We start from the raw sequence: 20,344 nt of genomic DNA on the forward strand, positions 1-20,344 counted from the left end.
GAGGATCTCTATGTCCCTGCGCTTTGCGCTGCTGTTGCTGATGGCCAGCCTGTGTGCTGGTTGTGTCCTGTCGGGTGACTACAACCCGATGAAGACCAGCAAGGGCCGCGACGAAGCGCGTGCCGCCTACGTGCAGCTGGGATTGGGATACTTGCAGCAAGGGATGACCGAACGGGCCAAGGTGCCGCTGAAGAAGGCGCTGGAACTGGACGATTCCGATCCTGATGCCAACGCCGCCCTCGGGCTGGTGTTCCAGGCCGAAATGGAGCCGAAACTGGCCGACGAGCATTTCCGCAAAGCCCTGTCCTCGCGTCCCACCGATGCACGAATCCTCAATAACTACGGCAGTTTTCTCTACGAAGAACAGCGTTACAAGGAAGCCTACGAGCGTTTTGAGCAGGCAGCCGCCGATACCCTGTATCCTGAGCGTTCGCGGGTCTTCGAGAATCTCGGCATGACCGCTTCGAAGCTCGGGCAGCGGGATCTGGCGCAGCAGCAACTGGAAAAAGCCCTGCGGCTGAACCGTCAACAACCGCGTGCTTTGCTGGAAATGGCTGAGTTGTCTTTCGAAGACAGGCATTATGTGCCCGCGCGTGACTATTACGACCGTTTCAGCCTGCTAACCGAGCAAAATGCACGTAGTCTATTGCTCGGCGTTCGGCTGGCAAAAGTGTTTGAAGATCGCGACAAGGCCGCCAGTTATGGCCTGCAATTAAAACGACTCTATCCCGGTACGCCGGAATATCAGCAATACCTGTCGGAGCAATGATGAAAGCGGCGCATCCCGAAGTTGTAGCAGCGACTCGCGTTAATCCCGGTGAGACTTTGCGCCAGGCCCGCGAAAGCAATGGCTGGTCGCTGGCCGAAGTGGCCCTCAAGCTCAACCTCACCGTGACTTCCCTGAGCAATCTTGAAGCTGGCGCTTTCGACAAGCTGCCGGGGCATACCTTCGCTCGCGGTTACATTCGCGCTTACGCCAAGTTGCTCGGCATGGATCAGACCGTTCTGGTCCAGCAATTCGACCAGTCCACCGGTACCGATTCCCAAGGCAGCAATGTGCATGCGTTGGGTCGTATCGAAGAGCCGGTGCGGGTTTCCCATACCATTTTGCGTATCGTCAGCCTGTTGTTGCTGATCGCGGTCATCGGCGGCGGTTTCGTCTGGTGGCAGGATCAGACCTCGCTGCGCACCAAAGACTTGACCAGCCTGGTTCCGGAGCACGTCGAAGTCGAAGGCGCCGACGGCACCACGCAGATTCACCCGATCGATGAGCCGGAAGACCAGGCCGTTGCCGAAGGTCAGGCCGAGGGCGCAACCGCTCTCGCACTGCCGCAATCGGAAACCACCGCTGAAGCGACGGGTGCCGAACCTGCCGCTCCGGCAACTGCTCCAGCCGCGCCGGCTGCGACCACGCCAGCCGCACCGGTTCATACACCGGCTCCGGTGGTGGCCACCCCGGCGACTCCAGCACCTAACGTTCCGGCCACACCAGCACCGACTGTCACCGCTCCAGTGACCGCGGCCACAGCTGCGCCAACCGTAGAAACGGCTGCCCCAGCTGCCGGCGACGGCCAGGTGCAACTGCAGTTCACCGCCGATTGCTGGGCACAGGTCACCGACGGTCGCGGCAAGGTGCTGTTCAGCGGTCTGAAACATAAAGGCGACAGCGTTTCGGTTTCCGGCAAGCCGCCACTGGCGGTGCGTCTGGGTGTGGCTCGCGCCGCACAGGTCAGCTACAACGGCCAACCGGTCGATATCGCTCCGTTCACCAGTGGCGAGACTGCTCGCCTGAAGTTGGGTCAATAAGTCATGCACGGCGAATCTCCAATCAAACGTCGCGTTTCGCGCAAGATCTGGGTCGGTAACGTGCCTGTTGGCGGCGATGCGCCTATCGCTGTGCAGAGCATGACCAACAGCGACACCAATGATGTGGCTGCCACCGTCGCCCAGATCAATCGTCTGGAAGCCGCCGGCGTCGACATCGTCCGCGTTTCGGTACCGGACATGGACGCCGCCGAGGCGTTCGGCAAGATCAAACAACTGGTCAAGGTGCCGCTGGTTGCCGACATCCACTTCGACTACAAGATCGCTCTGCGCGTCGCCGAACTGGGTGTGGACTGCCTGCGCATCAACCCGGGCAACATCGGTCGTGAAGACCGGGTGCGCGCCGTGGTCGATGCCGCCCGTGACCGCGGGATTCCGATCCGTATCGGCGTCAACGCCGGTTCCCTGGAAAAAGACCTGCAGAAGAAATACGGCGAGCCGACCCCGGCTGCGCTGGTCGAGTCCGCGCTGCGGCACGTCGAGCACCTTGAACGCCTGAATTTCCAGGACTTCAAGGTCAGCGTGAAAGCTTCCGACGTGTTCATGGCCGTTGAAGCCTACCGTCTGCTGGCGAAGGAAATCGTCCAGCCGTTGCACCTGGGCATCACCGAAGCCGGTGGTTTGCGTTCGGGCACAGTGAAATCCGCCGTGGGCCTAGGTATGCTGCTCGCCGAGGGGATTGGCGATACTATCCGCATCTCGCTGGCGGCCGATCCGGTCGAGGAAGTGAAGGTCGGGTACGACATTCTCAAGTCTTTGCATCTGCGTTCCCGTGGCATCAACTTCATCGCCTGCCCGAGCTGCTCGCGGCAGAACTTCGATGTAGTCAAGACCATGAACGAGCTGGAAGGGCGCCTTGAAGACCTGCTGGTGCCGCTGGATGTCGCGGTGATCGGTTGCGTGGTCAACGGCCCCGGCGAAGCCAAGGAAGCCCATATCGGCTTGACCGGCGGCACGCCAAACCTGATTTACATCGACGGCAAGCCGTCGCAGAAACTGACGAATGACAATCTGGTGGACGAGCTGGAAAAGCTGATCCGCCAGAAAGCGGCCGAAAAGGTCGAAGCTGACGCAGCGGTCATCGCGCGCGGCTGAGCCTGACTGAAAGCCGAACGAATTTAAGGATTTATAGTGAGCAAGTCTCTGCAAGCCATTCGTGGCATGAACGACATCCTGCCCGAACAGACCCCGCTGTGGCGTTATTTCGAGGGCACTGTCGCGCGTCTGCTGGATAACTACGGTTACAAGCAGATCCGCATGCCGATCGTCGAATTCACCGAGCTGTTCAAGCGCTCGATCGGTGAAGTGACCGACATCGTCGAAAAAGAGATGTACACCTTCGAAGACCGCAACGGCGACTCCCTGACCCTGCGTCCGGAAGGCACCGCGGCGTGCGTGCGTGCAGTGCTCGAGCACGGCATCACCGGCGGTGGCCAGGTGCAGAAACTCTGGTACATCGGCCCGATGTTTCGCCACGAGCGTCCGCAGAAAGGTCGTTATCGCCAGTTCCACCAGATCGGTCTGGAGGTGTTCAACCTCGACGGTCCGGACATCGACGCCGAACTGATCATCATGACCTGGCGCCTGTGGGGTGAGCTGGGTATCCGTGATGCGGTCAAGCTCGAACTCAACAGCCTGGGCACCAGCGAGTCCCGTGGTCGCTATCGTGAAGCGCTGGTCGAGTACCTCTCGGCGCACCACGACAAGCTCGACGAAGACAGCCAGCGTCGCCTGAAAACCAACCCGCTGCGCGTGCTCGACACCAAAAATGCCGACACTCAAGCCGTACTGGTCGATGCGCCGAAGATGGCCGACTACCTGGACGACGAATCCCGTGCGCACTTCGAAGGTCTGAAGGCGCGTCTGGACGCGGTTGGCATCCCGTACGTGCTCAACCCGAAACTGGTGCGCGGCCTCGATTACTACAGCAAAACCGTATTCGAATGGGTCACCGACAAGCTCGGCGCCCAGGGCACTGTCTGCGCGGGCGGTCGTTACGACGGTCTGGTCGAGCAGATGGGCGGCAAGCCGACCGCAGGCGTCGGGTTCGCCATGGGCATCGAGCGTCTGGTGTTGATGCTCGAAACCCTGGAGCAGATCCCGGAAGAAATCTCCCGTCAGGTCGACGTCTACCTCTGCGCCTTTGGCGAGCAGGCCGAACTGGCCGGTCTGGCCCTGGCCGAGCGTGTACGTGACCAGCTTCCAAACCTGCGTCTGCAAGTCAATGCCGGCGCCGGCAGCTTCAAAAGCCAGTTCAAGAAAGCCGACAAGAGCGGTGCACTGTATGCACTGATCCTCGGTGACGACGAAATGGCCCAGCAAGTGGTAGGTTTCAAACCCCTGCGTGGCCAGGGCGAACAACAAAGCATTGCCTGGGATGCGCTCGCCGCTCACCTGGCCACCTGCGTCGTGCAGGGTTGAAGCTGTCTAAACAGCCGATTTAGCGATTAAGGAGTATTGGGGTGTCGAGTACCGAAGACGAACAGTTGGCGGATTTGAAGGACTGGTGGACACGCAACGGCAAACCTCTGGTCACCGGTGGCCTGTTGGCGCTGGTCATCGTGTTCGGCTGGCAGGCTTATCACAAGTATCAGAGCAACCAGTCGCAAGGCGCCTCGGTGCTCTATCAACAATTGCTGGAAACCACGCTGACCCCGGATGGCAAGCCTGACGCTGCCCGCGTTGCGGATCTGGCCGGCAAGCTCAACAGCGAATTCGGCGGCACCGCGTACGCGCAGTACGGCAGCCTGTTCGTGGCGAAAGTAGCGGTCGACAGCGGCAAGCTCGACGACGCCGCGACCGAACTCAAAGCCATCGTTGCCAAACCGGCCAACCCGGCGCTGGGCGAAATCGCCCGTCAGCGTCTGGCGCAGGTGCTGGGTGCGCAGAACAAGGCCGATGAAGCCCTGAAGCTGCTCGACGGTGATGCTGACAAGGCGTTCCTGGCCACTCGCGAAGAACTCAAGGGCGACTTGCTGGTTCAGCTGGGGCGTACTGACGAAGCGAACACCGCGTATCAAAAAGCCAAGGCGGCACTGTCGGATGAAGCGGCAGTCGGTGGCCTTCAAATCAAGCTCGACGACCTGGCCAAAGGGGATGCGTGACGTGATCCGTTGGAAGCATGCAGCATTGCTGGCTCTGGCCATTCTGGCCGCGGGTTGCAGCAGCAACAGCAAAAAAGAACTGCCACCGGCCGAACTGACCTCCTTCAAAGAAGAAGTCGTTCTGCAGAAGCAGTGGAGTCGTTCGATCGGTGACGGTCAGGGCGAAACCTACAACATGTTGGTACCGGCGATCGACGGTGACACCATCTACGCGGCCGACGTGAACGGCATCGTGATGGCCATGGATCGCAACAACGGCGACGTGAAGTGGAAAAAAGAGCTTGAACTGCCTGTTTCCGGCGCCGTTGGCGTGGGTTACGGTCTGGTCACGATCGGTACCCTCAAGGGTGAAATCGTTGCGCTCGACGCCATCAATGGCGAAGAGAAGTGGCGCGCCCGGGTTTCCAGCGAAGTCCTCGCGCCGCCGGCCAACAACGGTGACGTCGTGGTGGTACAGACTCAGGACGATCGTCTGATCGGTCTGGATGCCGCCACCGGCAACCGTCGCTGGATTTACGACAGCACCCCAGCGGTACTGACCCTGCGCGGCACCAGCGCACCGGTCGTGACCAACCGCCTCGCGGTGGCTGGCCTGTCGACCGGTAAAGTGGTCGCCCTGGACATTTCCAATGGTGTGCCGGTCTGGGAACAACGGGTCGCGATTCCAACCGGTCGTTCGGAACTGGAGCGCGTGGTCGACATCGACGGCGGCCTGCTGCTGTCCGGCGAAACGCTGTACGTAGCCAGCTACCAGGGTCGCGTGGCAGCACTTGATCTGCAGAGCGGTCGCCAACTCTGGCAGCGCGATGCATCGAGCTATGCCGGTGTCGCTCAAGGTTTCGGCAACGTCTACGTGAGTCTGTCTTCGGGCACCGTTGAAGGCGTTGACGAGCGTTCGACCACTGCACTGTGGAGCAACGACTCGCTGGCTCGCCGTCAGTTGTCGGCGCCGGAAGTATTCTCCAGCTACGTAGCCGTCGGTGACCTGGAAGGTTACCTGCACCTGTTGAGCCAGGTGGACGGTCGTTTTGTGGGTCGTGAGCGTATCGACAGTGACGGCCTGCGTGCCCGTCCGCTGGTGGTGGGCAACACGATCTATGTGTATGGCAACAGCGGCAAACTGGAAGCCCTGACCATCAAGTAACAACTATGCTTGGGGTTAACGCCCCAGGCAGCTTCATTTGTGGGAGCGGACTTGCTCGCGAAGGGCGTCAACGAAGACGCGTACAGCCTGATTAAACGCGGTGCTGCTACGGTCTTTCGCGAGCAAGCCCGCTCCCACAGTGTTGCCCCGAGCACCAGCCGCTGCCTCGCAGCGGCTTTTGTATTTTCTGAAATAACGAAGTGGAGAGCCGCATGGTTCCCGTAATCGCCCTGGTGGGCCGACCGAACGTCGGCAAATCCACCTTGTTCAACCGCCTGACCAGGACTCGTGACGCCATCGTCGGCGACTTGTCCGGTCTGACCCGTGATCGCCAGTACGGTGAGGCCAAGTGGCAAGGGCGTTCCTACATTCTGATCGACACCGGCGGTATCTCCGGTGACGAACACGGTATGGACGAAAAAATGGCCGAGCAGTCGCTGCTGGCCATTGAAGAAGCGGATGTTGTGCTGTTCCTGGTAGATGCCAAGGCCGGTTTCACCGCCGCCGACCAGATGATCGCCGAACACTTGCGCAAGCGTAACAAGCGTTCCCACGTGGTCGCCAACAAGGTCGACAACATCGACCCGGAAATGGCCCGCGCCGAATTCGCCCCGTTGGGCATGGGCCATGCGATCCCGATCGCCGGTGCTCACGGCCGTGGTATCACTCAACTGCTGGAAGCGGCACTGAGCGATTTCCCGCGTGATGATGATGAACCGGCGGAAGGCGAAGAGGAAGAGATCGTTGCCGAAGGCGAGGAAGCCAAGCGCATTCCTGGCCCGAGCGAAAAAGACGGGATCAAGATCGCCATCATCGGCCGTCCGAACGTCGGCAAGTCGACCCTGGTCAACCGCATGCTCGGTGAAGACCGGGTGATCGTCTACGACCAACCCGGCACCACCCGCGACAGTATCTACATCCCGTTCGAGCGTAACGACGAGAAGTACACGCTGATCGACACCGCCGGTGTGCGCAAGCGCGGCAAGATCCACGAAGAAGTCGAAAAGTTCTCCGTGGTCAAAACCCTGCAGGCGATCAAAGACGCCAACGTGGTGATCTTCGTGATGGACGCCCGCGAAGGCGTGGTCGATCACGACCTCAACCTGCTGGGCTTTGCCCTCGAAGCCGGCCGTGCGCTGGTGATCGCGATCAACAAATGGGACGGCATGACCCCGAGCGAGCGCGACTATGTGAAGGTCGAGCTGCAACGTCGTCTGTTCTTCGTCGACTTCGCCGATATTCACTTCATCTCGGCGCTGCACGGCACCGGCGTGGGCAACCTCTACGCCTCGGTACAGAACTCGTTCAAGTCGGCGGTGACCCGCTGGCCGACCAGCCGCCTGACGCAGATTCTCGAAGACGCGGTCAGCGAGCACCAGCCGCCGATGGTCAACAGCCGCCGGATCAAGCTGCGTTACGCTCACCTGGGGGGCGCGAACCCGCCGATCATCGTGATTCACGGTAACCAGATCGAGAAAGTGCCGAAGTCCTATGTGCGCTATCTGGAGAACACTTACCGCCGTGTGCTGAAGCTGGTCGGTACGCCGATCCGCATCGAGTTCAAGGGCGGCGAGAACCCGTACGAAGGCAACAAGAACACGCTGACCGACCGCCAGGTCAACAAGAAGCGTCGTTTGATGTCGCACAACAAGAAAGCCAGCAAGAAGCGCCGCGACAAGAAGTGATCCTGTGGTGAGGGGATTTATCCCCGACGGGTTGCGAAGCGACCCCAAATACCTGTCATAGGGTTTGCGACTGCTTCGCAGCCGATCGGGGATGAATCCCCTCGCCACAAGGTTGCTGCGCTATAAATGAAAGAAGGGTGCTCAGTTGGGCGCCCTTTTTTTATGGGCGCCGGATGGGCTATTCTCGGGCTCTCCCGCGCCGCCGTCAGAGCCGGGTGTAGAGCAGGGAATCCCTCGATGATCACCAGTAAGCTGCCGAATGTCGGCATCACTATTTTCACGCAGATGTCTCAGCTCGCGGCGCAGACCGGAGCGATCAACCTGTCCCAGGGTTTTCCTGATTTCGACGGCCCACAATCCCTGCGTGACGCGGTCGGTCGGCATATCGCCAGCGGCCATAACCAGTATTCACCGATGACCGGTCTGCCGGCGCTGCGTGAGCAGATCGCGGCGAAGATCGCGCGCAGCTATGGCGTGAAAGTCGATGCCGATAGCGAAGTGACCGTGACGCCGGGCGCGACTCAGGCGATCTTCTGTGCGATTCAGGCGGTTATCCACAGCGGCGACGAAGTCATCGTGTTCGACCCGTGCTACGACAGCTATGAGCCGGCGACGCAGTTGGCGGGCGGCCGCTGCGTGCATGTGCAACTGAACCCGAACGATTTCTCCATCGATTTCGACAAGCTTGCTGCGGCCCTCAGCCCGCGCACGAAAATGATCGTCATCAACACCCCGCACAACCCGAGCGGTGCACTGATCAGCCGTGCCGAACTGGATCAACTGGCGGAGTTGATCCGGGGTCGGGACATCTACCTGATCAGCGACGAAGTCTATGAACACCTGGTGTTCGACGGCGTGCCGCATGTCAGCGTTCTGGCCCACGAAGAGCTGTATCAGCGCGCCTTCGTGGTCAGCTCATTCGGCAAGACCTATCACGTCACCGGCTGGAAAACCGGCTACGTGGTTGCGCCACCGGCGCTGACCGCCGAGCTGCGCAAGGTGCACCAGTACGTCAGTTTCTGCGGGGTCACGCCGCTGCAGTACGCCCTGGCCGATTACATGGCCGAACACCCGGAGCACGTTGAAGAGCTGCCGGGTTTCTATCAGGCCAAGCGCGACCTGTTCTGCGATTTGCTGGCGCCGTCGCGCTTTACCTTCACCCGCGTCACCGGCACGTATTTCCAGTTGGTCGACTACTCGCAGATTCGCCCTGACCTGAATGACGTCGACATGGCGATCTGGATGACCCGCGAACATGGCGTGGCGAGCATTCCGGTGTCGGTGTTCTACCAGAATCCACCCGAAGGCCAGCGCCTGGTGCGCCTGTGCTTCGCCAAACGCGAGGAGACGCTGCGCGAGGCAGCGGCAAAACTATGCGTGATCTGAGTGCATTGCCCGATCTTCACCTGGCGCTGATCCAGACCAGCCTGGCCTGGCACGACCGTCAGGCCAACCTTGAGCACTTCGACGTGCTGCTGGAGCAGGCCCGCGGCGCCGACCTGATCATCCTGCCGGAGATGTTCACCACCGGCTTCTCCATGGAATCGGAAACCCTCGCCGAAGCCGAGCATGGCCCGACCAGCAAATGGATGAAGGCGCAAGCCGCGAAGCTCAATGCGGTGATCACCGGCAGCGTGATCATTCAGGCGGCGGACGGCAGCCATCGCAACCGCCTGCTGTGGGCGCGGCCGGACGGCGAAGTCTGGCATTACGACAAGCGCCACCTGTTCCGTATGGCGGGCGAACACCATCACTACACGCCCGGCGAGCGCCAGGTGCAGTTCGAGCTCAAGGGTTGGCGCATCCGGCCGCTGATTTGCTACGACCTGCGGTTCCCGGTGTGGAGTCGCGACGCGCACGACACCGATCTGCTGCTGTACACCGCCAACTGGCCGGGCGCACGGCGGCTGCACTGGAACCGCTTGTTGCCGGCGCGGGCGATTGAAAACCTGTGCTATGTGGCGGCGGTGAATCGCATTGGCACCGACGGCAAGGGCTTCGCCTATACCGGCGACAGTCAGGTGCTGGATTTTCAGGGTGAAACGTTGCTGGCGGCGGGGGAGGCGGACGGCGTGTTCAAGGTTGTACTGGAAGCCGCGCCACTGGCGGCGTATCGCGAGCGCTTCCCGGCGAATCTGGATGCGGATACCTTCGAACTCACTTGATATTCGCGACCGCTTTCGCGAGCAAGCCCGCTCCCACAGGTAGAACGCAATACCCTGTGGGAGCGGGCTTGCTCGCGAAGAGGCCCGATCAGACAACACAAAACCAGCAGGCATAAAAAAAGGCCCGGGAGTTCACACTCCGGGGCCTTTTGGCATGTCAGCGAAGGCTTAGGCCGCTTTCGCTTCCGGCTGGCTCAGGGAGCGGTTCAGCGCACTGAACAGCGCCTTGAAGCTGGCGGTGGTGATGTTTTCATCGATACCCACGCCGTGCACCGCACGCTCACCGTTCACACGCAGTTCGATGTAGGCCGCTGCCTTGGCGTTGGTGCCCGCGCCGATCGCATGTTCGTTGTAGTCCATGATTTCCACCGGAATCGGCAGACCGGCCACCAGGGCCTCCAGCGCACCGTTGCCCTTGCCGCGCCAGTGCAGGTTGGTTTCGCCCTGACCCTGGCTCGCCACTTCCACTTCGACGGCACTGTTGCCGTTTTCTTCCTGCAGGCGATGGCTGACCAGCGCGTACGGGGTGTTGGCTTGCAGGTATTCGCTGATCAACAGCGAGTGGATCTGCTTGGCGGTCATTTCCAGGCCGAGGCGATCGGTTTCACGCTGCACGACCTGGCTGAACTCGATCTGCATGCGACGCGGCAGGCTGATGCCGTATTCCTGCTCCAGCAAGTAGGCGATACCGCCCTTGCCCGACTGGCTGTTCACACGAATCACCGCCTCGTAGCTGCGGCCGATGTCGGCCGGGTCGATCGGCAGGTACGGCACTTCCCACAGGGTATCCGGTTTCTGCTGGGCGAAGCCCTTGCGGATCGCGTCCTGGTGCGAGCCGGAGAATGCGGTGTGTACCAGGTCGCCGACGTACGGGTGACGCGGGTGCACCTGGATCTGGTTGCACTCCTCGACGACTTTGCGCACGCCGTCGATGTCGGAGAAGTCCAGTTCAGGGTCGACGCCCTGGGTGTACATGTTCAGGGCCACAGTGACGAGGTCAACGTTACCGGTACGCTCGCCGTTGCCGAACAGGCAGCCTTCGACGCGATCCGCGCCAGCCATCAGGCCCAGCTCGGTGGCGGCGACGCCGGTGCCACGGTCGTTGTGGGTGTGCAGGCTGATGATCACGCTGTCACGACGATTGATGTTGCGGCCGAACCACTCGATCTGGTCGGCGTAGACGTTCGGCGTTGCGCATTCAACGGTGGCCGGCAGGTTGAGGATCATCTTGTGCTCAGGCGTCGGGTTCCAGACCTCGATCACCGCGTCACAGACTTCCTTGGCAAACTCCAGCTCGGTGGCGCTGAAGGTTTCCGGGGAGTATTCGAAGGTCCACTCGGTGTCCGGCTGCATCGCCGCGTACTTGACGAACAGCTTGGCGGCGTTGACCGCGATGGCCTTGATGCCGTCCTTGTCCTGGTTGAAGACAATGCGACGGAAGGAAGGCGAGGTGGCGTTGTACAGGTGAACGATGGCTTTCTTCGCCCCGCGCAGGGATTCGAAAGTGCGCTCGATCAAGTCTTCACGGCCCTGGGTCAGCACCTGAATGGTGGTGTCGTCCGGGATGTGGCCTTCTTCGATCAGGGTACGCACGAAGTCGAAGTCGGTTTGCGAAGCGGCCGGGAACGAGGCTTCGATTTCTTTCACGCCGACTTGCACGAGGGTTTTCCAGAAGCGCAGCTTCTTCACCGCGTCCATCGGCTCGATCAGCGACTGGTTGCCGTCACGCAGGTCGGAGCTGCACCAGATCGGCGCGGCGTCGATGGTTTTCGACGGCCAGGTGCGATCCGGCAGATTGATGACGGGGAACGCGCGGTATTTCGAAGACGGGTCTTTGAGCATGCTCATCGGGAAAATCCTTATTGTCTGGGCCGAAAAGAGGCGGCCTGCCGGTGGAACGAATGTTCGGAAACAGCTTGGGACGAGGCGCAGCGATTCAGCCCGGCAGTCGTGCGCTGACGAGGCACAGACTGCGGTGCTGGCGAAGCTGAATAAGGGTGTGAGAGGTTTTCATGTCTTCAACCCTAACCGCGAGGGGAGAGGATGGCAAGCAGTCGAAAAAAATTGAGAGGAATACTCGAAAAGCGAGGTTTTGCGCGATTTTATTGTGCTTCAGACGAATGATCGTGCTGATGTTTGCGCGGGGTTTGATTGGGGCGCAATTGAAACTGGTGGGGTGTCAGCAGGATTTACGGTGTGGGATGGGCAGCCTTCGCGAGCAAGCCCGCTCCCACAGTTGATCGTGTTCACCACACAAATCCAATGTGGGAGGGGGCTTGCTCCCGAAGGGGCCGGTAGCCTCAATCAAGAATTACGGCTGAAATGCACCAATGAAAATCGCCGGATCCACCCGCGCATCGTTCAGGCTGATGTTCCAGTGCATGTGCGGCCCGGTGGCCCGGCCGGTCGAACCGACCTTGCCCACCACTGCGCCACGGGCCAGTTGATCGCCGACCTTCACATCGATTTTCGACATGTGGCAGAACATGCTGATAAAGCCCTGGCCGTGATCGACAAACACCGTGTTGCCGTTGAAAAAGTAGTTGCCGGTGAGAATCACTTTGCCCGCCGCCGGGGTCTTGATCGGCGTACCGGCCGGCACCGCAAAGTCGAGGCCGGCGTGTGGGTTGCGTTCTTCGCCATTGAAGAAGCGGCGCACACCGAACTTGCTCGACAGCGGCCCGTTGACCGGTTTGTCCAGCAGCAGGTTGCTCGGGGTGTTCGGGCTGAAGCTGCGATAAGCCTTGATCTGCTCGGCCAGTTCGCCCTCGATGCGCTTGAGGTTGGCCGGGTTCGGATTGACCTGCTGAGTGTTCTTCAGGGTGATGTGCTGTTCCGGGTATTTCTTGTTGCCGACGGTGAACGGCAGATTACGTCCGCCGCTGCTGATCTGCTGACTGCCGGGTTTGACCGTCAGCGGCACACCGACAATCGCCAGCCAGTTGTTCTGTTCTTTCACCACCAGCACCGGTTTGCCCTGATAGGTGGCTTTAGGCGCCTGAGTGGCGCTGCCCAGATCAACCACGGCCACGCCGCCCGGCACCGGTTTGTTCAGCAGGCGGGTGATGTAGCTGTCGGCGTGGGCATTGAAGGTGGTCAGGCACAGCAACAATAACGGAGCGAAAAAACGCGGCATGGATCAGTCCAGTAAAGAGAGGGTGACGGGCGTCAGGTGGTTGTCCTCGACGCGCACTTGCAGTTCGCCTTCGCCGAGTTTGGCCTTAAGGCGCTGCCCGTTGTGGGTCTGCGCGGCGTTGCGGATCGCCTGGCCGCGTTCATCCAGCAGAATGCTGTAACCGCGGCCAAGCGTCGCCAGCGGACTGACCACATGCAGCGTCTGCATCTGGCTGTGCAGTTGCAGGCGACGGCTTTTCAGGCCTTCGCGCATGGCTCGCGGCAGACGTTCGGCGAGGCTGTCGAGGCGCTGGCGCAGCATCGCCAGTTGGCGTCCCGGGTGTTGCCCGGCGAGGCGGGTTTCCAGACGAATCAGGCGTTCGCGGCGGGTATTGAGTTGGCGTTCGAACGCCCGGCGCAGGCGCATGTCCAGGTCATCCAGGCGTTGCGCTTGCTGACGCAGGCGTTCGCCGGGATGGCGCAGACGGCGGGCCATGCCTTCGAGGCGCAGGCGATCACGCATCAAACGGTCGCGCATGCGCATCACCAGACGTCGGTGCAGGCTTTCGACCTGACGGATCAGGTGACTCGAATCCGGGGCCAGCAATTCGGCGGCAGCGGAGGGCGTTGGGGCGCGCACGTCAGCCACGAAATCACTGATCGAGACGTCGGTTTCGTGCCCGACCGCGCTGACGATTGGCGTCACGCAGGCATCGACCGCGCGGGCCACGGCTTCTTCGTTGAAGCACCAGAGGTCTTCCAGCGAACCACCGCCGCGGGCGAGGATCAGTGCGTCGAAACCACGAGCGTCGGCCAGTTTCAGCGCGCGGACGATTTGCGCAGTGGCTTCGCGCCCCTGCACAGCGGTCGGAATCAGCGTCAGTTGCACCTGCGGCGCCCGGCGGCGGAACACGCTGATGATGTCGCGAATCACCGCGCCGGTCGGCGAACTGATGATGCCGATGCGTTGCGGATGCGCCGGCAGCGGCACTTTGCGTTCGGCACTGAACAGGCCTTCGGCGCTGAGCTTTTCCTTCAGCGCATCGAAGGCCAGGCGTAGCGCGCCGTCACCGGCCGGCTCCACGGTGTCGAGAATCAGCTGATAGTCGCCGCGCCCTTCGAACAGCGAGACCTTGCCGCGCACTTTCACGGCCAAGCCGTCCTTCAGCGCCTGACGCACCCGTGCCGCATTATTGCGGAACAGCGCGCAACGCACCTGCGCACCGCTGTCCTTGAGGGTGAAATACACGTGGCCGGACGCCGGGCGGGCGAGGTTGGAGATTTCGCCTTCGACCCAGATGTTGCTGAACACGTCTTCAAGCAACACCCGCGCGCGGCCGTTGAGCTGGCTGACGGTCAGGACTTCACGGTCCAGGCCAAGTCTTGCAAAGGGATCTTTAATCATGGGGCGCAGTTTAAAGGCATTCGCCTACCGATCACCATGACCCAACACAAAACCAATTGTGGGAGCGGGCTTGCTCGCGAAAGCGGTGTGGCAGGCAAATCAAGTTTCGACTGACACGCCGCCTTCGCGAGCAAGCCCGCTCCCACAGGGGGGATTTGTGAAGGTCTGGATGAAGTGTTGCACCAGTGGTGTGGGGTTTTGCCGGTAGGCGAGGGCGACGGTGCTTTGGCAATCGGCATCACTCAGCGGTAGAAATCGTACGCCGCTGGGCGCGATGTCCTGCATCGACTCGGGTAGCAGGGCAATCCCGAAACCAGCCTGGATCAGCTGCAACTGCGTGGTCTTGCGCGACATCACCCGCGCGGCTTTGGGGAAAAAGCCCTGACGCATGCACAGGTCAGCGCACAAGTAACTGAGTCCGCCGCGCTGTGGATGCGGGATCGAGATGAACGCTTCGTCCTTCAGTTGCGCCAGTTCGACAGCGGATGAATCGGCCAACCGATGATCGCTCGGCACCGCCAACAGCAGGCGCTCGGTGAACAGATGCACAACCTGAATGCCCTCACGCTGACGCAACACCGGCAGGCGCAACAGACCAATGTCGAGACGTCCTTCGGCGAGTTCCTCAAGCTGCGCCTCGGAGGACAGTTTGCCGATGTCCAGCGACACGCCATGCTGCTGATCGAGATAAGTGCTGATCCGACGTAATAAGTGCCCGCTGATCGACACGGTGCTGGAATGACTCAGACGCACAGTACCCGATTGCCCGTTACCGACTTCGGTCGCCATCGCGCTGGCTTTGCTCAGTTCATTGAGCAGGTTTCTGGCTCGCGGCAAAAACGCCTCACCTGCCGCCGTGAGTCGGGGCTGGCGTGCGGTGCGTTCGAACAGCGGGGTTTGCAGGCGCGCTTCCATGTCCTTGATCTGCCGGCTCAGCGCCGACTGCGCGATGAACAAGCGTTCAGCCGCAGCGCTGAAGCTGCCGCATTCGGCGATTTCCACGAAATAGCGCAGTTGACGGGTTGAAAGCACCAGGTATGCCTTTTCGAGATGGGTGGGCGACTTTGATCATATTAGTCGCAAGGCTTGGCGCTGGCTAAAGTCATCACAGGCTTATAAAGGAAGCGGACCGATGAGCGTGGCGGGGTTGTTGAGCGAGTGGACGTGGGGCGCGGGCGGCTGGGCGGTGATCGGGTTGGGCATCGCACTGGCCTATATCGTCTTCGGGATTGCCGGGTTCGGTACCGCACTGGTCGCGGGGCCGATTCTGATTCTGTTTATGCCGTTGTCGAAAATCGTGCCGCTGCTGGTGCTGCTGGATTTCGTCGCGGCGTTCGGCAATCTGCTGCCTTCGCGCCGGGACGTGGCGAAACCCGAGTTGTTGCGGCTGTTGCCGTGCATGGCGGTGGGATGCACGTTGGGGGTGATTTTCCTGCTTAACCTCAAATCCGATCTGTTGCTGCTGTTGATGGGGCTGTTCATCAGTGCTTACGCGATTTACAGCCTGTGGGTCAAAGCCCGACCGACGCAGCTGTCCGCCGCATGGGCGCTGCCGATGGGCACGGTGGGTGGGCTGTTTGGCGCGCTGTTTGGCAGCGGCGGCTTCTTATATGCGATCTATCTCAACAGCCGTTTGCCGAAAGATGCGGCGCGGGCCACGCAAAGTGCGCTGATCAGTTGCAGCACGGTGGTGCGTTTGAGCCTGTTCGCCATCGCCGGGGTGTATGCCGAGCTACCCTTGTTGATGTTGGCGCTGTGTCTGTTGCCGGCCATGGCGCTGGGGTTGTGGATCGGGCGGCGGTTGACCATGCGTCTGTCGCGCGAGGCGTTCGTGCGGCTGGTGACCTGGCTGGTGCTGGCCAGCGGGATTGCGTTGATCGGGCGCTACATTATTAGTATGGCGTGAGCACTTGACCGGATTTCGTCAGGGATTAAGCTGCCGGCCTTCAGGGCCCCTTCGCGAGCAAGCCCGCTCCCACAGGGAATTGCATTTCAATGTGGGAGCGGGCTTGCTCGCGAAGGCGTCAGAAGCCATACCGCAGGACTTTCCATGAATTCGCAAAGCATCATCGTCCCGAAAATCTCCACCCTGCCGGTCCACGAACCCCGGGCCCGGGCGATCGTGCGCTGGCTGGTGCGCAAGAACATCATCGAAGAACAGCTGACTACCTGCGGCCGCACCGGCAACCGCATGGCCCATGCGATTGCCGACGGCGCGCGTGCGGTGGTACTGCATCCCGAGGCGCTGCCGTTTGGTGAACCGGTCAATGGTCTGGAGATCATTACCAAACGCTGCATCTACACCCCGGCCAAGGGCTTTCTCGAAGAGGCCGGTTGCGCCGAGTGCCGCCGCGAAGTCGGCGAAGCGCTGTTCGAGAGTCTGGAAGACTGGATGCCCGGGCGCACCGATAACTTCACCTGCCCGGAATGCGGGCATGAAGACGATATCAACGGCTTTCTGTTCTTGCAGGAATGTGCGTTTTCCAACCTGGGTTTCATCTTCAACAACTGGCTGGAAGCCGGTTTCAAGCAGAGCTTTATCGATGAGTTCGCCGATTGGCTGGATCAACCTGTCTCTTGGGTCAAGGTGGAGCTGTAGCGGCCGCGGTTCCCGTACATCAGTAACATCGATAATAGACAGAGTTTTACGTTGAACAGCAGGGGGTGTCTGACTATAATGGCGCGCTTCCATTTTCCCGCTCGGGAGCCCCCGCGATGCTGCGTATCAGCCAAGAAGCTCTGACATTCGACGACATTCTCCTAGTGCCTGGTTATTCCGAGGTGCTTCCTAACGAAGTCAGTCTCAAGACCCGCCTTACCCGTGGCATCGAGCTGAATATTCCTCTGGTTTCTGCCGCCATGGACACCGTCACTGAAGCCCGTCTGGCAATCGCCATGGCTCAGGAAGGTGGTATCGGTATCATCCACAAGAACATGACCATCGAGCAGCAAGCTGCCGAAGTGCGTAAGGTCAAGAAGTTCGAAGCCGGCGTCGTCAAAGATCCGATCACCATCGAGGCTGATGCCACGGTACGTGACCTGTTCGAACTGACCCGCATGCACAACATCTCCGGCGTTCCGGTGCTGCACGATGGCGACCTGGTCGGCATCGTCACTTCCCGTGACGTACGCTTCGAAACTCGTCTGGAAGCCACCGTACGTGAAGTGATGACGCCTAAAGAGCGTCTGGTCACCGTCCGTGAAGGCGCCAACAAGAACGAAGTCCGCGAGCTGCTGCACAAGCACCGTCTGGAAAAAGTTCTGATCGTCGATGACAAGTTTGCCCTCAAAGGCATGATGACCGTCAAAGATATCGAAAAAGCCAAAGCCTACCCGCTGGCCAGCAAGGACGATCAAGGTCGTCTGCGCGTTGGCGCAGCTGTCGGCACCGGTAAAGACACCGGTGACCGCGTTGCCGCGCTGGTCAACGCCGGTGTGGACGTGGTGGTGGTCGACACCGCACACGGTCACTCCAAAGGCGTGATCGACCGCGTTCGCTGGGTCAAAGAGAATTTCCCTGAAGTACAGGTGATCGGCGGCAACATCGCCACCGGCGCTGCCGCCAAGGCTCTGGCCGAAGCTGGCGCCGACGCAGTCAAGGTCGGTATCGGCCCTGGCTCGATCTGCACCACCCGTATCGTCGCTGGTGTCGGCGTCCCGCAAATCAGTGCCATCGCCAACGTCGCCGCTGCCCTTGAAGGCACTGGCGTGCCGTTGATCGCCGACGGCGGCATCCGGTTCTCCGGTGACCTGTCCAAGGCCATCGTGGCCGGTGCGTCCTGCGTGATGATGGGCTCGATGTTCGCCGGTACTGAAGAAGCGCCGGGCGAGATCGAACTGTTCCAGGGTCGTTCGTACAAGGCGTATCGCGGCATGGGTTCGCTGGGCGCCATGTCCCAGGCTCAAGGTTCCTCCGACCGTTACTTCCAGGACTCCTCGGCAGGCGCCGAGAAACTGGTTCCGGAAGGGATCGAAGGCCGTGTGCCGTACAAAGGCACCCTGACCGCGATCATCCACCAGTTGATGGGCGGTCTGCGTTCTTCGATGGGTTACACCGGCAGCGCCGACATTGAAGAAATGCGTACCAAGCCTGAGTTCGTGCGGATCACCGGTGCCGGTATGGCCGAATCCCACGTTCACGACGTGCAGATCACCAAGGAAGCGCCAAACTACCGCGTAGGTTGATGCTTCAAGCAAATCGTTAAGCAACCGGGGCTGTTTTATTCAGCCCCGAGTTGTTTCTGAATCACGACTGTTTCTGAATTACTTAGACGAGACTGAATCATGGCCCTCGACATTCACGCTCACCGCATCCTGATCCTCGACTTCGGTTCGCAATACACCCAACTGATTGCCCGCCGCGTGCGCGAGATCGGTGTGTACTGCGAGCTGCACCCGTTCGACATGGACGAAGAGGCGATCCGCGAATTCGCGCCTAAAGGCGTCATTCTCGCCGGCGGCCCCGAGTCCGTACACGAAGCCAACAGCCCGCGCTGCCCGCAAGCGGTGTTTGACCTGGGCGTGCCGGTTTTCGGTATCTGCTACGGCATGCAGACCATGGCCGAGCAACTGGGCGGCAAGGTTGAAGGTTCCGAGCTGCGTGAGTTCGGTTATGCCCGCGTTGACGTGGTCGGCAAGAGCCGCCTGCTCGACGGCATCGAAGACCACATCGACGCCGACGGCCTGTTCGGTCTCGACGTGTGGATGAGCCACGGTGACAAGGTCACCAAGATGCCGGAAGACTTCCACATCCTCGCCAGCACCCCAAGCTGCCCGATCGCCGGCATGTTCAACGACGAACGCGCTTACTACGGCGTGCAGTTCCACCCGGAAGTGACCCACACCAAGCAGGGCGGTCGCATCCTGTCGCGCTTCGTGCTGGACATCTGCGGCTGTGAAGCCCTGTGGACCCCGTCGAAGATCGCTGAAGACGCCATCGCCAACATCCGCGCACAAGTCGGCACCGACAACGTGCTGCTGGGTCTGTCCGGCGGCGTTGACTCCTCGGTGGTTGCGGCGCTGCTGCACAAGGCCATCGGCGATCAGCTGACCTGCGTCTTCGTCGACAACGGTCTGCTGCGTCTGCACGAAGGCGAGCAAGTGATGGCCATGTTCGCCGAGAACATGGGCGTCAAGGTGATCCGCGCCAATGCTGAAGAGCAGTTCCTCAACAACCTGGCCGGCGAAGCCGACCCGGAGAAGAAGCGCAAGATCATCGGCCGTACCTTCATTGACGTGTTCGATGCCGAATCCTGCAAGCTGGACAACATCAAGTACCTGGCGCAGGGCACCATCTACCCGGACGTGATCGAGTCGGCTGGCGCGAAAAGCGGCAAGGCGCACGTGATCAAGTCGCACCACAACGTGGGTGGCCTGCCGGAAGAGATGAACCTGAAACTGGTCGAGCCACTGCGCGAACTGTTCAAGGACGAAGTCCGTCGTCTGGGTCTGGAACTGGGCCTGCCGTACGACATGGTCTACCGTCACCCGTTCCCGGGCCCGGGTCTGGGCGTACGCATCCTCGGCGAAGTGAAGAAGGAATACGCCGACCTGCTGCGTCGTGCCGACCACATCTTCATCGAAGAACTGCGCAAAGCCGACTGGTACCACAAGGTCAGCCAGGCCTTCGTGGTGTTCCAGCCAGTGAAATCGGTTGGCGTGGTCGGCGATGGCCGTCGTTACGCCTGGGTCGTGGCCCTGCGTGCGGTAGAAACCATCGACTTCATGACCGCACGTTGGGCTCACCTGCCTTACGAACTGCTGGAAACCGTTTCCGGCCGCATCATCAATGAAATCGAAGGCATCTCCCGTGTCACCTACGACGTGTCGAGCAAGCCGCCAGCGACGATTGAGTGGGAATAATGCCCTCGGCCTCAGGGCGGATCGGTTGAAACAAAAAACGC

Annotated in this window: 17 protein-coding genes; 13 read left to right on the top strand and 4 right to left on the bottom strand. The window is 60.8% G+C overall.

Features of this window, described 5'->3' with window-relative positions:
- Positions 1-10 precede the first annotated feature (10 nt).
- The 9 genes from pilW (at position 11) to JFU48_RS13025 (ending at position 9,922) form a co-directional block, all read left to right on the top strand.
- Positions 11-769 carry a type IV pilus biogenesis/stability protein PilW gene (gene pilW / locus JFU48_RS12985; RefSeq protein WP_003227892.1) on the top strand — a complete coding sequence of 253 codons (759 nt, stop codon included), beginning with the start codon at positions 11-13 and terminating at the stop codon, positions 767-769.
- A complete protein-coding gene (locus JFU48_RS12990) occupies positions 769-1,806 on the top strand; it encodes a RodZ domain-containing protein (RefSeq protein WP_201136661.1) in 1,038 nt (345 codons plus the stop codon). Before pilW ends, JFU48_RS12990 begins: the two co-directional genes overlap by 1 nt.
- A 3-nt stretch (positions 1,807-1,809) precedes the next feature.
- Positions 1,810-2,919 carry a flavodoxin-dependent (E)-4-hydroxy-3-methylbut-2-enyl-diphosphate synthase gene (gene ispG / locus JFU48_RS12995; RefSeq protein ID WP_003227888.1) on the top strand — a complete coding sequence of 370 codons (1,110 nt, stop codon included), beginning with the start codon at positions 1,810-1,812 and terminating at the stop codon, positions 2,917-2,919.
- 36 nt (positions 2,920-2,955) lie between these two features.
- Positions 2,956-4,245 carry a histidine--tRNA ligase gene (hisS, locus tag JFU48_RS13000; RefSeq protein WP_003227887.1) on the top strand — a complete coding sequence of 430 codons (1,290 nt, stop codon included), beginning with the start codon at positions 2,956-2,958 and terminating at the stop codon, positions 4,243-4,245.
- A 41-nt stretch (positions 4,246-4,286) separates the two neighbouring features.
- Positions 4,287-4,928 carry a tetratricopeptide repeat protein gene (locus JFU48_RS13005; RefSeq protein ID WP_003227886.1) on the top strand — a complete coding sequence of 214 codons (642 nt, stop codon included), beginning with the start codon at positions 4,287-4,289 and terminating at the stop codon, positions 4,926-4,928.
- Positions 4,921-6,072: an outer membrane protein assembly factor BamB gene (gene bamB / locus JFU48_RS13010; RefSeq protein ID WP_045122617.1), complete on the top strand. Its 1,152-nt coding sequence runs from the start codon at positions 4,921-4,923 to the stop codon at positions 6,070-6,072. Before JFU48_RS13005 ends, bamB begins: the two co-directional genes overlap by 8 nt.
- Before the next feature lie 212 nt (positions 6,073-6,284).
- Positions 6,285-7,757: a ribosome biogenesis GTPase Der gene (gene der / locus JFU48_RS13015; RefSeq protein ID WP_103520542.1), complete on the top strand. Its 1,473-nt coding sequence runs from the start codon at positions 6,285-6,287 to the stop codon at positions 7,755-7,757.
- A 237-nt stretch (positions 7,758-7,994) separates the two neighbouring features.
- Positions 7,995-9,143: a pyridoxal phosphate-dependent aminotransferase gene (locus JFU48_RS13020; RefSeq protein ID WP_201136662.1), complete on the top strand. Its 1,149-nt coding sequence runs from the start codon at positions 7,995-7,997 to the stop codon at positions 9,141-9,143.
- A complete protein-coding gene (locus JFU48_RS13025) occupies positions 9,131-9,922 on the top strand; it encodes an amidohydrolase (RefSeq protein WP_103520540.1) in 792 nt (263 codons plus the stop codon). The genes JFU48_RS13020 and JFU48_RS13025 overlap by 13 nt, the downstream gene beginning before the upstream one ends.
- A gap of 168 nt (positions 9,923-10,090) precedes the next feature.
- On the opposite strand, the gene leuA is transcribed toward JFU48_RS13025, so the two are convergent.
- The 4 genes from leuA to JFU48_RS13045 form a co-directional block, all read right to left on the bottom strand.
- On the bottom strand, positions 10,091-11,770 hold the full coding sequence (gene leuA / locus JFU48_RS13030) for a 2-isopropylmalate synthase (protein ID WP_003227879.1): 1,680 nt from the start codon (positions 11,768-11,770) through the stop codon (positions 10,091-10,093).
- Positions 11,771-12,233: 463 nt separating this feature from the next.
- Complete coding sequence (locus JFU48_RS13035) at positions 12,234-13,058, bottom strand: peptidoglycan DD-metalloendopeptidase family protein (protein ID WP_003227874.1); 825 nt, start codon at positions 13,056-13,058, stop codon at positions 12,234-12,236.
- A gap of 3 nt (positions 13,059-13,061) precedes the next feature.
- Positions 13,062-14,441, bottom strand: a complete 1,380-nt coding sequence (gene xseA / locus JFU48_RS13040) for an exodeoxyribonuclease VII large subunit (RefSeq protein ID WP_103484068.1) — start codon at positions 14,439-14,441, stop codon at positions 13,062-13,064.
- A gap of 99 nt (positions 14,442-14,540) precedes the next feature.
- Positions 14,541-15,473, bottom strand: coding sequence for a LysR substrate-binding domain-containing protein (locus tag JFU48_RS13045; RefSeq protein WP_201136663.1), 933 nt, complete (start codon positions 15,471-15,473; stop codon positions 14,541-14,543).
- Between the two features lie 100 nt (positions 15,474-15,573).
- Between JFU48_RS13045 and JFU48_RS13050 the strand changes: the two genes are divergently transcribed.
- The 4 genes from JFU48_RS13050 (at position 15,574) to guaA (ending at position 20,303) form a co-directional block, all read left to right on the top strand.
- Complete coding sequence (locus JFU48_RS13050; RefSeq protein ID WP_003227870.1) at positions 15,574-16,347, top strand: sulfite exporter TauE/SafE family protein; 774 nt, start codon at positions 15,574-15,576, stop codon at positions 16,345-16,347.
- Between the two features lie 144 nt (positions 16,348-16,491).
- Entirely contained in the window at positions 16,492-17,040 is a 549-nt protein-coding gene (locus JFU48_RS13055; protein WP_201136664.1) for a sugar ABC transporter ATPase, read from the top strand.
- A 116-nt stretch (positions 17,041-17,156) separates the two neighbouring features.
- Positions 17,157-18,626 carry an IMP dehydrogenase gene (guaB, locus tag JFU48_RS13060; RefSeq protein ID WP_003227866.1) on the top strand — a complete coding sequence of 490 codons (1,470 nt, stop codon included), beginning with the start codon at positions 17,157-17,159 and terminating at the stop codon, positions 18,624-18,626.
- Positions 18,627-18,725: 99 nt separating this feature from the next.
- Positions 18,726-20,303, top strand: a complete 1,578-nt coding sequence (guaA, locus tag JFU48_RS13065) for a glutamine-hydrolyzing GMP synthase (RefSeq protein ID WP_003227864.1) — start codon at positions 18,726-18,728, stop codon at positions 20,301-20,303.
- Positions 20,304-20,344 lie beyond the last annotated feature (41 nt).

Origin of the sequence: Pseudomonas sp. TH49 (assembly GCF_016650625.1) — a bacterium.
Taxonomy (GTDB): domain Bacteria; phylum Pseudomonadota; class Gammaproteobacteria; order Pseudomonadales; family Pseudomonadaceae; genus Aquipseudomonas; species Aquipseudomonas fluorescens_H.

Bases quoted from the DNA above. Each gene is read 5' to 3' on its own strand.
- pilW (WP_003227892.1), top strand. From the start codon at position 11: ATGTCCCTGCGCTTTGCGCTGCTGTTGCTGATGGCCAGCCTGTGTGCT.
- JFU48_RS12990 (WP_201136661.1), top strand. From the start codon at position 769: ATGAAAGCGGCGCATCCCGAAGTTGTAGCAGCGACTCGCGTTAATCCC.
- ispG (WP_003227888.1), top strand. From the start codon at position 1,810: ATGCACGGCGAATCTCCAATCAAACGTCGCGTTTCGCGCAAGATCTGG.
- bamB (WP_045122617.1), top strand. From the start codon at position 4,921: ATGCGTGACGTGATCCGTTGGAAGCATGCAGCATTGCTGGCTCTGGCC.
- der (WP_103520542.1), top strand. From the start codon at position 6,285: ATGGTTCCCGTAATCGCCCTGGTGGGCCGACCGAACGTCGGCAAATCC.
- JFU48_RS13020 (WP_201136662.1), top strand. From the start codon at position 7,995: ATGATCACCAGTAAGCTGCCGAATGTCGGCATCACTATTTTCACGCAG.
- JFU48_RS13025 (WP_103520540.1), top strand. From the start codon at position 9,131: ATGCGTGATCTGAGTGCATTGCCCGATCTTCACCTGGCGCTGATCCAG.
- leuA (WP_003227879.1), bottom strand. From the start codon at position 11,770: ATGAGCATGCTCAAAGACCCGTCTTCGAAATACCGCGCGTTCCCCGTC.
- JFU48_RS13035 (WP_003227874.1), bottom strand. From the start codon at position 13,058: ATGCCGCGTTTTTTCGCTCCGTTATTGTTGCTGTGCCTGACCACCTTC.
- xseA (WP_103484068.1), bottom strand. From the start codon at position 14,441: ATGATTAAAGATCCCTTTGCAAGACTTGGCCTGGACCGTGAAGTCCTG.
- JFU48_RS13050 (WP_003227870.1), top strand. From the start codon at position 15,574: ATGAGCGTGGCGGGGTTGTTGAGCGAGTGGACGTGGGGCGCGGGCGGC.
- JFU48_RS13055 (WP_201136664.1), top strand. From the start codon at position 16,492: ATGAATTCGCAAAGCATCATCGTCCCGAAAATCTCCACCCTGCCGGTC.
- guaB (WP_003227866.1), top strand. From the start codon at position 17,157: ATGCTGCGTATCAGCCAAGAAGCTCTGACATTCGACGACATTCTCCTA.
- guaA (WP_003227864.1), top strand. From the start codon at position 18,726: ATGGCCCTCGACATTCACGCTCACCGCATCCTGATCCTCGACTTCGGT.